The organism is Sporosarcina pasadenensis, assembly GCF_047228845.1.
Classification (GTDB): domain Bacteria; phylum Bacillota; class Bacilli; order Bacillales_A; family Planococcaceae; genus Sporosarcina.
In genome coordinates, this window is sequence record NZ_JBFEGM010000012.1 from 16950 (window position 1) to 30022 (window position 13073).

Here is a 13073-nt window from a genome sequence, read left to right on the forward strand (position 1 = left end):
GGGATAAGTCCGCATCAGTCTTTTTTTAGAAGGAGGATCCGAGTGAACGAAGAACAATTTATAGAAGCGTTGAAAGAGCAGGGGATAAGCCTCTCCGATCATCAGCTTAGTCAATTTAACAAATACTTCCACACGTTAGTTGAGTGGAATGAAAAAATGAATTTAACAGCGATAACGGATGCACCGTCTGTTTATCTAAAACACTTTTACGATTCCATTACCGCCGCATTCTACACAGATTTGACCGGAAGTAAATCCATTTGCGATGTCGGTGCAGGAGCAGGATTTCCGAGCATCCCTTTAAAAATATGCTTCCCGGATTTAGCCGTAACAATCGTTGATTCTTTAAACAAAAGAATCACATTTTTGACTGAGCTTGCTAAGGAACTCGAACTGGAAAACGTAAGGTTTATCCATTCAAGAGCCGAAGATTTCGGACAAAATCCGAAATACCGTGAACAATTTGATATCGTCACGGCCCGTGCAGTTGCCCGTTTATCTGTCCTTTCAGAACTATGTCTACCCCTTGTGAAAGAGGGCGGGATTTTCATTTCCATGAAAGGTGCAGCTGCGGAAGAAGAATTACAAGATGCCAAAAAAGCAATCCACGTGCTGGGAGCGGAACTCGTCGAGAAGTTTTCTTTCAATTTGCCAATGGAGGAAAGTGAAAGAAACATATTCATCTTGAACAAAGTCAAAAAAACACCTAAGAAATACCCTCGAAAGCCAGGCATCCCGAATAAAACGCCAATCAAATAAATGTTTCACGTGAAACATTTCCTACTTGTCAGTGAATTCTTATCCAAATAAAAATGAAGAACAGGCGCTTGCTAAAATTATAGCGCCTGTCTTTATACTATTTCTTTATACAGAAACTAGTTATACTAAATTATTTCTTTACCTACTATTTTAGAAGTAATAGTTGCTAGAAGTGCAAGCACGAGACTCCTTCAGGAAAAGCGTTAGTCGAAGACCCCGCAGCTGCGAAGAGGCGAGGAGACTGAGGCAACGCCCGAGGAAAGCGAGTGCTGAAACGGAAAGAAACGGTCTTATAAATTGGATTCATTGTTATAATTTATATAGTATTGAATCTAATACAATTCTACTCTTTAATAAGTAATAAAGAGGATATATAATAGATATGACGAAATAGCTATTAATGATGAGCAGTTTTGTAAAGGTGGGTGCCGGCGATGAAAAACACGTTTTCACGGTTTTTTGGTAGTGGAGAAAAAGAACCTGATTTACAGAACATAGATAAAACTCCACAAGAGAAAGTCGATAAAGTAAAGATTGATTTAATTAAACCGAATAAATATCAACCTCGAACCATTTTTTCTGAAGAGAAAATTGAAGAGCTTGCGCGCACAATTCATACACATGGTGTGATTCAACCGATTGTCATTAGAAAAAGTGACGATGGATATGAAATCATTGCAGGTGAACGAAGATTTCGCGCAATGAAAAAACTAGGTTGGGAAGAAGTCCCAGCCATTATTCGTGATCTCGATGATAAAGAAACAGCGTCCATTGCATTGATTGAAAACTTGCAGCGTGAAGAATTAACGGCAATCGAGGAAGCATACGCTTATGAAAAGTTATTGGAGTTGCATGGTTTAACCCAAGAAGCCCTAGCGCAACGGCTTGGGAAAGGGCAATCAACCGTTGCCAATAAGCTGCGTTTATTGAAACTTCCGGAAGAAATCAAGAACAGCATCCTTACGAAGGAAATATCCGAAAGACATGCGAGGGCTTTGATTTCCGTGAAGGATGTTGAATTGCAGCATATGCTATTCCGAGAGGCGATTGACGAGCAACTCAATGTAAAGCAATTGGAAGAACGAATTCAACAAGCGTTAAACCCCGTTGAAGAAGAGAAGGAAAAAAAGAAAGTCGTTAAGAGGAAATCGGTCAGCAAAGATGTCAGAATTGCACTGAATACGATTCGACAATCACTGGCGCTTGTTACGAAAAGCGGCATCAATGTGAAAACAGAAGAAGAAGATACAGAGGACTTTTATACAATCACAGTTAAAATACCGAAAAAGAAATAGTAAAACAACATAGTATTCTCGTAAGATGTGCGAGATGACTCTTGCTTGACTGAAGCAGGAGTTTTTTTGCGCTATACATTACCACGGCCAACGTTTTTTTGATAAACTAGTAAAGAGTGAACGAAATAGAATGAATCTATTCATTATTAAAGATAGCTTTTTGATAGATGAGTGAGAAAGCAGGTGCAAGTGTGGGTAAAATTATAGCCATTGCCAATCAAAAAGGAGGAGTTGGTAAGACAACCACTTCGGTAAATCTTAGTGCTTGCCTTGCACATATCGGCAAAAAGGTCTTGTTAATAGATGCCGATCCACAAGGGAATGCAACGAGTGGAGTAGGGGTCAATAAAGGTGACGTGCATCAATGCATATACGATATGTTAATCGATGACGTTAACATAAATGAAGTCGTCCACCAGACGAAGATGGAAAACTTGTCTATCGTACCGGCGACTATTTCATTGGCAGGTGCGGAAATTGAATTGGTTTCAACCATTTCTAGAGAAGTACGGATGAAACACGCGATCCAAGAGGCAAAGGAATTGTATGATTATATTATCATCGATTGCCCGCCATCTTTAGGGTTATTGACAATCAACTCATTGACCGCTGCAGATTCGGTCATCATACCAGTTCAGTGTGAGTATTACGCATTGGAAGGGCTAAGCCAATTATTAAGTACAATCAGGCTCGTCCAAAAGCATTTAAATGAAGGCCTGACAATTGATGGCGTGTTATTAACAATGTTCGATGCGAGAACAAACTTAGGGATTCAAGTTATTGATGAAGTGAAGAAGTATTTTCAAGATAAAGTGTACGGTACGATCATTCCACGAAATGTACGTCTGAGTGAAGCGCCAAGCCATGGAGAACCGATCATCATTTATGATTCAAGATCGAGAGGCGCAGAAGTATATTTAGAGCTGGCAAAGGAAGTGGTGCACAATGGCTAAAGGTCTTGGAAAAGGATTGAACGCTTTATTTCCAGATGAGTCTTTAACGAAAGCAGAGTCAATCGAGAATATTCGGTTGAAAAGCATTAAAGTGAATCCGTATCAGCCCAGGAAGATATTTGACGAGAATGCAATCCAAGAATTAAGTGAGTCGATTAAAGAGCATGGAATCTTACAGCCAATCATAGTCCGGAAAGTAGGGACGATGTATGAAATTGTAGTTGGGGAAAGACGTTTCAGAGCTGCCAAAATGGCAGGATTAGCTGAGATTCCAGCAGTCGTCCGTCAATTGACAGATGAAGAATCGATGGAAATGGCGATTCTTGAAAACTTACAACGTGAAGATTTGACGCCGATCGAGGAAGCAGAAGCTTATCAAAAGCTTATGGATAATCTAAGTCTGACGCAGGAACAACTCGCATTTAGATTAGGGAAAAGTCGTCCTCATATAGCAAACCATATCCGACTACTCAGCTTGCCTGAAAAAGTCCGCACTTTGATAACAGAGGGCAAACTCTCAATGGGACATGGACGTACTTTGCTCGGTCTTCGAAAGAAGGAACAAATTTTGTTGATTGCCGAAAAGACAATCAATGAAGGTTTGAACGTCCGTCAATTGGAGAAGCTGGTTCACAGATTAAATGAAAGTGTTCCACGTGAAACAAAGCCAGAAAAGAAAAACATCTTCCTGGAAGAGCAAGAGTCGCATTTGAGGGAATATTTCGGTACAAATGTAACGATAAAGAAATCGAAGAACAAAGGTAAAATTGAGATTGAGTTTTTCACAGAAGAGGATCTTGAAAGAATCCTAGATCTATTGAATGAATAAGCCTGTACCTATTTTGCTCTACGCAAAATAGGTATTATTTTTAGCAAATGGAAGTGAAAAACGATGATATTACTTGGTTCGATTATCAATGCCTTGTTAATAATAATAGGGGCTCTACTTGGCCGTTTCTTATATAACATCCCAGAACGGATGAAAGAGACCGTTATGTATGGAATCGGATTAGCAGTTGCGGCAATCGGTATCCAAATGACATTCGAAAGCACGCAAATATTGATTGTGATCATTAGCATCGTCATAGGAGCAATCATTGGGGAATGGATGGACCTGGACAACAAAATTAATGAATTGGGAAATTGGATTGAGCGGAAACTCCCTTCGAAAAAAGAAGGACCTGGCATCGCGCAAGGATTTGTCACAGCAACACTCATCTTCGTAGTCGGCTCAATGGCCATTATCGGAGCGATAGACAGCGGCTTGCGGAATGACCATGACGTGTTGATCATGAAGGGGATCATCGATGGATTCACATCTGTCATCCTTAGTTCCACGCTTGGCATTGGCGTCATAATCTCTGCGGTCCCTGTTTTTCTTTACCAAGGTCTCATTACGTTATTTTCGACGCAAATTAGCCGCTTCGTGCCAGATGAGCTATTGCAATTTTTCATTTCAGAAATGACTGCGACGGGCGGCTTAATGATCGTCGGAATCGGATTGAACCTGATCGGCATTACGAAAATCCGAGTGGCGAACCTCATCCCGGGAATCTTTGTCGTCGGTATTATTGTAACAATCGTTCATTTCCTGTTTTAAATCTTCCATAAGCTAATTGAAGGGAGCGGGAAATGACTCGGCTCATTTCAAAAGGAAGATGCAGCCGAGTGCTTTGCAGGACGGCTTGTTCCATGAAACCCGAAATATTGACGACCCCTTTGATGGACAAATCACCGACAGGGGGCAATTCTTTTCCAACCGCTTTACCGGGATAGAGCGGTCCACGATGGAACAGCAAGTGGCCAATTGAATCGCTTCTTCCTAAGCATGCATCGATCGCGACGATGAAGGAGGATGGGTCCAATGCTAGCCGTTCATCTAATCGTTGTTGTAGATTAAGGGCATGCAATGGCTTTTCCAATGTCCCGACGACATGAAAAGGAAACAATAAAGATTCAGCTAAATGCGAACCGGTTAACGGTCCTAATGCGTCACCAGTGGATCGGTCAGTTCCAATGCAAAAGAAGGTTAAAGACTCCTCATGAAAGGGGATTTGTTCAAGAAAATATGTGCTGAGCTTCCAAACAGCACCTGTTTCATTATAATGAAGACGGTAATCATAATTAGTGGAAAGTGCTGAATGCATGACAAAACTCCATTCTAATTAATAGTCCACAATGAATTGATTGTGTAGCAGTATACGCGGCTTCATGAGGATTTATACGGAAAGGCATGATGCGGATGACGAATAAGCAAACAGAAGGTATTAAAGAAGTGCTCCTAAATGAAGAAACCGAAAAAATCGGCAGATTCATCTTCTCAGAACAAACATGGATCGATTTCGGAATTCTTGCCGTAAGGATTGCCATTATCATCGCAATCTCAATTATTGTCGTACAAGTCGGCAAGTATATTATTCGAAAGATCTTCAAAATCAAATTAAAGGGTCCGATTCGAAAAGAAGAGCGGCGAGAACAGACTTTACTCAAGCTGCTCGAGAACACGCTCAGCTATGTCATCTATTTTTCAGCAATTCTATCCATCCTGCAGGAGTTTAATATCGACGTGAAAGGGCTTCTAGCGGGAGCGGGGGTACTAGGCCTCGCTGTCGGTTTCGGAGCGCAAAGCCTCGTGAAGGACGTCATTTCTGGATTCTTCATCCTTTTCGAAGACCAATTTTCAGTCGGAGATTACGTCAAAATTGGAACTGCCGAAGGTAAGGTAGAAGAAATCGGTTTACGGACAACGAAAATTAAAAACTTCACCGGAGAGCTTTTCATTTTACCGAATGGTACTATCACGCAAGTCGTCAATTATTCTTTAAAAAATTCTTTGGCGATTGTCGATGTCGCCATTCCATTCGAACTCGGCATTGAGAAAGTTGAAAAGTTGATCGATGCATTTTTGGATTCGATGAGCAAGGACAACCCCGATCTTCTAGGAAAGCCGAAATTGATCGGTGCCCATGACTTCACGGAAGACTCCGTCATTGAACGGATCATCGTGGAAACGAAGCCGATGCGTCATTATGACATTGCAAGGAATATTAGCGTGGGGATAAAAAAACATTTGGATCAGGAAGGAATCGAGATTCCATATCCTATACTTGTTTCAAAGTCATTTAATAACCAATAAATGAACAAGGAGAGATGGACGGTGGAGAAAGAGTTTCATTTGAACGATGTCGTGGAAATGAAAAAATCGCATCCGTGCGGAACAAATGCATGGAAAATCATTCGGATGGGCGCTGACATTAGGATAAAATGCGAAGGGTGCGGCCATAGTGTAATGATTCCACGGAATGAATTTGCAAAGAAGATGAAGAAAGTTCTCGTCAAAGCGGATTCAGAACAAAATTAGACAGGAACGTCAACTATTCTTATAATAGAAGAGTTGCAAAGATGATTATGAAATTGACCTATATGAAAGGTTGGGAAATAAATGGCGTTAACAGCAGGAATCGTCGGTCTACCGAACGTCGGGAAGTCGACTCTATTCAACGCAATAACGAAGGCGGGAGCAGAGGCTGCCAACTATCCGTTCTGTACAATCGATCCAAACGTCGGAATCGTAGAAGTTCCGGATGAACGGCTTCAGAAATTAACTGAGCTTGTCGTACCCAAAAAGACAGTGCCGACAGCTTTTGAATTTACAGATATTGCAGGGATTGTTGAAGGGGCGAGTAAAGGGGAAGGGCTAGGAAATAAGTTCCTCTCCCATATCCGCGAAGTAGATGCGATTTGCCAAGTCGTACGTTGTTTTGACGATGAAAATATTACTCATGTATCAGGGAAAGTGAATCCAATTGACGATATTGAAGTCATTAACTTGGAACTGATCCTTGCTGATATGGAGAGCGTGGACAAGCGTTTGACACGCGTATCGAAAATGGCGAAGCAAAAAGATAAGGATTCCATGGCTGAGGAGCCGGTCTTGCTAAAGCTGAAGGAAGCTTTCGAAAATGGAGAGTCTGCCCGCTCCGTCGAATTGACACCGGAAGAATTCCAGCTCATCAAAGGGATGCATCTGTTGACAATCAAGCCGATGCTTTACGTCGCAAACGTTTCGGAAGATGAAATTGCCGATGCAGAAGAGAACGATTATGTCAAAATGGTCCGCGAATTCGCCAAGAAGGATAATGCGGAAGTGATCGTCGTAAGTGCAAAAGTTGAGGAAGAAATGGCTGAATTGGATGATGAAGAGAAGGCAATGTTCCTTGAAGAATTAGGGATAAAGGAATCTGGTCTCGATCAACTCATCAAAGCTTCTTATCATCTATTAGGCCTTGCCACATATTTCACGGCAGGCGTTCAAGAGGTCCGAGCATGGACATTCCGTAAAGGGATGAAAGCGCCACAATGTGCAGGCGTTATCCATACCGACTTCGAACGTGGTTTCATCCGTGCAGAAACTGTTTCTTATGATGCGCTAGTAGAAGCCGGATCAATGGCAGCTGCCAAAGAAGCAGGCAAAGTCCGTCTAGAAGGAAAAGAATACGTCGTCCAAGACGGGGACGTCATGTTGTTTAGATTTAACGTGTAAATAAATGAAAAACAACCGGAGAAGGGACATCCTTTTCCGGTTGTTTTACTGTATATTGCGTCCTGGCTCAAATAAGTATAGCTTCGGCTTCTCGGGATCGTCTTTTACAAGCCAATCATCCGGAAGTTTACGCAACTCCTTATACATCGCAAAGTCACCAGCAGCACCGCCAATCAGAAAAGCGGCTAGCCCAAGCCAGATACCATTACTCGTAACTAGTCCAATAATCGCGGGTACTACGCCAGTCGTCCAAAAAGGAAGCAATAACGCTTTCCGGATCGCCTTGTTCGTCATTAGGCGATCAGTCGTTGCATAAGCAATACCCAACTTGAGATTCATTCCAATAATCATGCTCTTCCAAGGCACCTTACCGAACATCCTGAAACCGAGCAGATGAAAAAGCTCATGAAGAATAATCAAAAGTACATATCCACCAACAAAAAACAGAACATTCAAAATGGTGAATGTGAAAGATAGTTCCTGATAAATAAGACCATCTACAACTAGCAATCCAATGAGCGTCAAAAATGTTACCCACAAACCACTCTTAGCCACCTTCGGTAAATCAATCTCAATTATCTTATCCGGTTGAGTAGAATCCTCCATCTAATCACCCCTTCTATTAATTATACACAATTTATATTGCTTTACTGCCATTTAATAAGCTGAAGTAGCTTGGAGTGGAAGCGCGAGACTCCTGCGGGAAAAGCGTCAGTCGAAGACCCCGCAGGTAGCGAAGAATGAGCGAACGAGGAGGCTGAGGCGACGCCCGCGGAAAGCGAGCGCTGGAACGGAAAGCAACTGCTCATGCTTATTCATATTTATTAGTTGATTGTTCGAAGACATCATGTTAAAATATGATGATGTGAGTAATAAAAATTACTTACTCCTTGCCCGCCGTAACAAGTGGGCCAAAGTCCATAAGGAGGTGACTAAAGATGAGAAAGTACGAAATCATGTACATCATCCGTCCAACAGTAGAAGATGAAGCAAAAAAAGCATTGATCACTCGTTTCGATGACATCCTAACTTCAAACGGAGCGGAAATCATCGAGTCGAAAGAGTGGGGCAAGCGTCGTCTTGCTTACGAAATCGACGACTTGCGTGAAGGCTACTACCAATTGGTAACACTAAACGCAGGTACAGAAGCTATCGATGAATTCAATCGTCTTGCGAACATCAACGAAGATATCATTCGTCATATGGCTGTTCGTCTGGACAACTAATCCATATAAGAACGAAATGCACTACCGTTAATAGGTGAAACTTGAAAATGATGAGGGAGGTTGCATTCTGATGATTAACCGTGTCGTTTTAGTTGGCCGATTGACAAAAGATCCTGAACTCAAGTACACACAGAGCGGAATTGCGGTAACACGCTTTACGCTAGCGGTGAATCGGACATTCTCGAGCCAATCGGGCGAGCGTGAAGCTGATTTCATCAACTGTGTCACTTGGAGGAAGCAGGCGGAAAACACTGCGAACTTTTTACGTAAAGGAAGTCTTGCTGGAATCGAAGGCCGTATCCAAACGAGCAGCTTCGATGGACAAGATGGCAAGCGTGTCTTCATGACAGAAGTCGTAGCAGACAGCGTGCAATTCCTTGAACCGCGCAGTGCAAATGCTGAGAGATCCGGAGCTGCTTATGGTGGAGCACCACAGAACGAACAACCGTATTATCAGAATCAGCAGCCGAACCAGCAATATCAACAACCAGCTCAACAAAACTATACACGTACTGACAATGATCCATTCGGTACGAGCAGCGGTCCGATCGAAGTATCGGATGACGATCTGCCGTTCTGATGAATGATTGTCTGTAACGTAAAGTAAGGAGGGAAAGCGATATGGCACCACGCCGTGGAGGTCGCAGACGTCGTAAAGTCTGCTATTTTACATCGAACAACATTACAAATATCGATTACAAAGATACTGATCTACTTAAGAAATTTGTTTCTGAACGTGGAAAGATCTTACCTCGCCGTGTAACTGGTACAAGCGCGAAATATCAGCGTAAATTAACGACTGCTATTAAACGTTCACGTATCATGGCACTTCTTCCGTTCGTTTCGGAAGAAAGATAATTATACTTTTTTAACCGCCTTGTGATACCGGCATCCCCGGTCCCAAGGCGGTTTTTTGAATTTATAACAACATATGAATAGTTGTCAAATGCATTGGTCACGATGGTTATTCAAATACATTCCTGGCTAACAGCACGTCTTATGAGTGCGGAACGGGTACCGTTTCCAAGCCTAACAAACTCGCGCCCAATGCCGTTGACAATCAACAAGCCTATCCAGGTGAGAACGTTCGTTATGCGTGAATAAATCGATTTATGCTTTTTTATAGACAGTTATGAGCGTTTCCTGGGAAATATGCGCTTTTAGGGACGTTTATGCGCATTTATAAGAATTTATGCGTTTTTGCTCAAGGAAGGTTGCCAGTGCTATCGAAATACCGATATGCATATAAAAAGTCCAAAGGTGAGAGTCCATACTGTCCTTTGGTTAATCGGCAGTAATCATGATACAATTATAAGAACTCACTTGTTTGAGGAGATAGACAATATTAAGTCCATTGACTGGACGGAGGAACTGAATGATGCAGGACCAATCACAAAAAATAACATACGGTGCGATGATGCTCGCATTGTTCACGATACTTCTGGCAGGGGCCGTTTATGTCCCTTTCCTCGGAAGTATCATAATGATTTTCATCCCATTGCCAATCATACTTTATCGGCTGCGCTACGACAGGAGCTCGACGATTTTCGTTGTCATTGGCGGCAGTATTTTGTCCCTTATCGTTGGAGGCATCTTGTTGATTCCTTTTGCATTGATGTTCGGGGTGCTCGCCTTCCTCGTTGCTGAATCGGTGCTTTTGGGCAAATCAAAGCTGTACACATTCATGGCAACGGGACTCTTCTTCATCGTGACAGGCGTATTGGTTTATCTTATAGCCGCGATTGTTTTCGAAGTCAATGCAATCGATAGTCTGATGACGATGATGAAAGAGGCGGAGACCCAATTTAAGGCGTCGCTCGAAAGCTTGGGAGCATTGCCGGGGAACTACGAAAAGATAGTGGAAGAAGCGTTCACTATGTACCGGTCTGCAATTCCGGCTATGTTCATCATGGCGGTATATGGTTTTACATTCATTATGGTAATCCCCAATTTCGAGGTGCTCCGTAGACTGGGCCATCAAGTGCCTACGTTTCCACCATTCAGGGAGATGAAGCTGCCTGTCATAACCATCTTCATCTATGGGCTCATTATTCTACTTCCATGGATTACGGACTTGAAACCGGAGTCTTCGGCTTACTTGCTATATGTCAATGCGACAATCATTTTACGATTCCTCCTGCTATTGCAAGGGCTCGCATTGATTCACTACTTTATGTACAAAATGAAATTACCGGTTATTGTCACGGTCCTTTCCACGATTTTCGCATTGCTTTTCAGTCCAATAACCACACTTCTTGGCATACTTGATATAGGCGTGAATATCCGTGCTTGGATCCGAAAAGACAACTTGAAGTAAGGGGATGAGACAATGAGGTCAATTTTTAGAAGAAGAGTTATCCGATACCCACTGACTGTCATATCTCTCCTTGGATTGATAGCGGCCGTCCTTTTATTCCTATCGAATTTCTGGGAGGGCCTTTTATTTACGATCCCTTTCACGATAGCAACAGGCATCGCCTGGAAGCTTGAAGAGCAGACGTATGTTGAGACGGAAAAGCATATCGAATCTCTTTCCTATCGCATGAAAAAGGTTGGAGAAGAGGCGCTGCTCGAGCTGCCGATCGCCATTATCCTTTTTAATGAAAAACAGATTATCGAATGGGCGAACCCGTATGCCGTCAATATCTTTGATAAAGAGACGCTTATTGGAGAGGAATTGTTCCAGCTATCCGAAGCATTTCAATCCGTTATTAAAAATGAAGGACAGAAAACGACATTAAAGGTCGGCGGTTCAACTTATCAAGTCATTTACAGGGCTGAGGAAAAACTGATCTATTTATTCGACATCACTGAAAAAGTGGAGATCGAATCTCTCTATTATCAAGATCGGACAGTGCTCGGAGTCATGCTTATCGACAATTACGACGAGCTTGCCCAGACGATGGATGACCAAACGAGGAGCAATCTCAACTCGCTCGTCACATCATTAGTGAATCAGTGGGCATTGGATAACGGCATCTTTGTAAAAAGGATTGCATCCGATCGTTTTTTAGCGGTTTTCAATGAAGCGATCCTGTCCAAGTTGGAAACGGCGAAGTTTTCGATATTGGATGATATACGGGAAAAGACCGCTAAGCACAATGCAAGCTTGACGCTTAGCATCGGTGTTGGAACTGGCTCCGCCTCGCTGACAGAGCTTGGAGAGCTGGCACAATCCAGTCTGGATCTCGTACTCGGTCGCGGAGGCGATCAGGTCGCCATTAAACATAAGGATGGCAAACTCAAATTTTTCGGAGGCAAGACAAATCCAGTGGAAAAGAGGACCCGTGTCCGTGCCAGGGTCATTTCACACGCTTTACGCGATTTGATCCAAGGCAGCGATAAAGTGGTTATCATGGGCCACAGAATGCCCGACATGGACGCAATTGGAGCATCCATCGGTGTTCGGAAGATGGCAAGAATGAATAACGTGGAAGGCCACGTTGTCATTAACTTTGACGAGCTGGATGGCAGCGTGACCCGCCTGATGGAAGAAATTAAAAAGGACGAAGAGTTGTTTGCCCAATTTGTCGATCCGGAAACCGCGTTGTCGATGCTGACAGAGAAATCCCTTCTTGTCATCGTCGATACGCATAAACCGAGTATGGTCATCGATGAGCGATTGATTGATAAGGCCGAAAAGGTCGTCGTCATAGACCATCATCGAAGAGGCGAGGAATTCATTAATAATACAATGCTCGTCTATATGGAACCGTACGCTTCGTCGACAGCCGAGCTAGTGACAGAGCTGGTGGAATATCAGCCTAAGCATGAAAAGCTGACGATGCTCGAATCAACTGCGTTGCTTGCAGGGATTGTCGTCGATACGAAAAGCTTTACGCTGCGGACGGGTTCAAGAACCTTCGAGGCGGCCTCCTATTTACGGACAAACGGCGCCGACACAGTGCTTGTACAGCGATTGCTGAAGGAAGATATCGGGACATATATTCAGCGGTCCAAACTGATTGAAACGGTGGAGCTTACTTCTTCTGGCATTGCGATTGCGAAAGGGGAGGAAGGCACCGTCTATAGTTCAGTTCTGATTGCACAGACAGCAGATATTCTCCTGACGATGCAAGGGGTCATCGCCTCGTTCGTCATCGCTTCCCGTTCGGACGGGAAAATCGGCATCAGTGCAAGATCCCTTGGAGAGCTCAATGTACAGCTCGTCATGGAGGAGCTTGGCGGTGGCGGGCATTTGACGAATGCCGCTTGCCAGCTTGAAGTGGAAACGATAGAAGAAGCGGAGCATTTATTGAAATCCGCTATAGAAGATAAAAATGAAGGGGGAAAATGA

General features: G+C 43.1%; 15 protein-coding genes. 13 read left to right on the forward strand and 2 right to left on the reverse strand.

From position 1 onward, the window contains the following. The first annotated feature begins 42 nt into the window (after positions 1-42). The 5 genes from rsmG to AB1K89_RS15030 all read left to right on the forward strand — a co-directional run bounded on the left by rsmG (position 43) and on the right by AB1K89_RS15030 (position 4607). Positions 43-759 (forward strand): 16S rRNA (guanine(527)-N(7))-methyltransferase RsmG, encoded by a 717-nt coding sequence (gene rsmG, locus AB1K89_RS15010; RefSeq protein ID WP_413055524.1) that lies wholly within the window; start codon positions 43-45, stop codon positions 757-759. Positions 760-1193: 434 nt separating this feature from the next. Then, positions 1194-2054: a nucleoid occlusion protein gene (gene noc / locus AB1K89_RS15015; RefSeq protein ID WP_413055525.1), complete on the forward strand. Its 861-nt coding sequence runs from the start codon at positions 1194-1196 to the stop codon at positions 2052-2054. Between the two features lie 191 nt (positions 2055-2245). Next, a complete protein-coding gene (locus AB1K89_RS15020; RefSeq protein WP_252504968.1) occupies positions 2246-3007 on the forward strand; it encodes a ParA family protein in 762 nt (253 codons plus the stop codon). Then, entirely contained in the window at positions 3000-3836 is an 837-nt protein-coding gene (locus tag AB1K89_RS15025; RefSeq protein WP_413055526.1) for a ParB/RepB/Spo0J family partition protein, read from the forward strand. The genes AB1K89_RS15020 and AB1K89_RS15025 overlap by 8 nt, the downstream gene beginning before the upstream one ends. Positions 3837-3899: 63 nt before the next feature. Continuing rightward, entirely contained in the window at positions 3900-4607 is a 708-nt protein-coding gene (locus AB1K89_RS15030) for a DUF554 domain-containing protein (protein ID WP_413055527.1), read from the forward strand. On the opposite strand, the gene yyaC is transcribed toward AB1K89_RS15030, so the two are convergent. Beyond that, entirely contained in the window at positions 4576-5154 is a 579-nt protein-coding gene (gene yyaC / locus AB1K89_RS15035; RefSeq protein WP_413055528.1) for a spore protease YyaC, read from the reverse strand. The genes AB1K89_RS15030 and yyaC overlap by 32 nt on opposite strands. Positions 5155-5249: 95 nt before the next feature. Here yyaC and AB1K89_RS15040 point away from each other — a divergent pair, with 95 nt between their 5' ends. The 3 genes from AB1K89_RS15040 to ychF all read left to right on the forward strand — a co-directional run bounded on the left by AB1K89_RS15040 (position 5250) and on the right by ychF (position 7550). Then, positions 5250-6143 carry a mechanosensitive ion channel family protein gene (locus AB1K89_RS15040; RefSeq protein ID WP_413055529.1) on the forward strand — a complete coding sequence of 298 codons (894 nt, stop codon included), beginning with the start codon at positions 5250-5252 and terminating at the stop codon, positions 6141-6143. Positions 6144-6164: 21 nt separating this feature from the next. After that, positions 6165-6368: a DUF951 domain-containing protein gene (locus AB1K89_RS15045; protein WP_413055530.1), complete on the forward strand. Its 204-nt coding sequence runs from the start codon at positions 6165-6167 to the stop codon at positions 6366-6368. Positions 6369-6449: 81 nt separating this feature from the next. Beyond that, entirely contained in the window at positions 6450-7550 is a 1101-nt protein-coding gene (gene ychF / locus AB1K89_RS15050) for a redox-regulated ATPase YchF (RefSeq protein ID WP_413055531.1), read from the forward strand. 45 nt (positions 7551-7595) lie between these two features. Here the strand turns inward: ychF and AB1K89_RS15055 are convergent, their stop codons facing one another. Then, positions 7596-8156 carry a DUF3267 domain-containing protein gene (locus AB1K89_RS15055; protein ID WP_413055532.1) on the reverse strand — a complete coding sequence of 187 codons (561 nt, stop codon included), beginning with the start codon at positions 8154-8156 and terminating at the stop codon, positions 7596-7598. Between the two features lie 332 nt (positions 8157-8488). Between AB1K89_RS15055 and rpsF the strand changes: the two genes are divergently transcribed. The 5 genes from rpsF to AB1K89_RS15080 all read left to right on the forward strand — a co-directional run bounded on the left by rpsF (position 8489) and on the right by AB1K89_RS15080 (position 13073). Next, complete coding sequence (gene rpsF / locus AB1K89_RS15060) at positions 8489-8776, forward strand: 30S ribosomal protein S6 (protein ID WP_252504961.1); 288 nt, start codon at positions 8489-8491, stop codon at positions 8774-8776. 70 nt (positions 8777-8846) lie between these two features. Then, positions 8847-9356 carry a single-stranded DNA-binding protein gene (gene ssb / locus AB1K89_RS15065; RefSeq protein ID WP_252504960.1) on the forward strand — a complete coding sequence of 170 codons (510 nt, stop codon included), beginning with the start codon at positions 8847-8849 and terminating at the stop codon, positions 9354-9356. Positions 9357-9397: 41 nt separating this feature from the next. Beyond that, on the forward strand, positions 9398-9634 hold the full coding sequence (rpsR, locus tag AB1K89_RS15070; RefSeq protein ID WP_413055533.1) for a 30S ribosomal protein S18: 237 nt from the start codon (positions 9398-9400) through the stop codon (positions 9632-9634). A 517-nt stretch (positions 9635-10151) separates the two neighbouring features. After that, positions 10152-11093, forward strand: coding sequence for a YybS family protein (locus AB1K89_RS15075; protein WP_413055534.1), 942 nt, complete (start codon positions 10152-10154; stop codon positions 11091-11093). A gap of 12 nt (positions 11094-11105) precedes the next feature. Continuing rightward, entirely contained in the window at positions 11106-13073 is a 1968-nt protein-coding gene (locus AB1K89_RS15080; RefSeq protein WP_413055535.1) for a DHH family phosphoesterase, read from the forward strand.

Bases quoted from the DNA above. Each gene is read 5' to 3' on its own strand.
- noc (WP_413055525.1), top strand. From the start codon at position 1,194: ATGAAAAACACGTTTTCACGGTTTTTTGGTAGTGGAGAAAAAGAACCT.
- AB1K89_RS15025 (WP_413055526.1), top strand. From the start codon at position 3,000: ATGGCTAAAGGTCTTGGAAAAGGATTGAACGCTTTATTTCCAGATGAG.
- AB1K89_RS15030 (WP_413055527.1), top strand. From the start codon at position 3,900: ATGATATTACTTGGTTCGATTATCAATGCCTTGTTAATAATAATAGGG.
- yyaC (WP_413055528.1), bottom strand. From the start codon at position 5,154: ATGCATTCAGCACTTTCCACTAATTATGATTACCGTCTTCATTATAAT.
- AB1K89_RS15040 (WP_413055529.1), top strand. From the start codon at position 5,250: ATGACGAATAAGCAAACAGAAGGTATTAAAGAAGTGCTCCTAAATGAA.
- ychF (WP_413055531.1), top strand. From the start codon at position 6,450: ATGGCGTTAACAGCAGGAATCGTCGGTCTACCGAACGTCGGGAAGTCG.
- AB1K89_RS15055 (WP_413055532.1), bottom strand. From the start codon at position 8,156: ATGGAGGATTCTACTCAACCGGATAAGATAATTGAGATTGATTTACCG.
- rpsF (WP_252504961.1), top strand. From the start codon at position 8,489: ATGAGAAAGTACGAAATCATGTACATCATCCGTCCAACAGTAGAAGAT.
- ssb (WP_252504960.1), top strand. From the start codon at position 8,847: ATGATTAACCGTGTCGTTTTAGTTGGCCGATTGACAAAAGATCCTGAA.
- rpsR (WP_413055533.1), top strand. From the start codon at position 9,398: ATGGCACCACGCCGTGGAGGTCGCAGACGTCGTAAAGTCTGCTATTTT.
- AB1K89_RS15075 (WP_413055534.1), top strand. From the start codon at position 10,152: ATGATGCAGGACCAATCACAAAAAATAACATACGGTGCGATGATGCTC.
- AB1K89_RS15080 (WP_413055535.1), top strand. From the start codon at position 11,106: ATGAGGTCAATTTTTAGAAGAAGAGTTATCCGATACCCACTGACTGTC.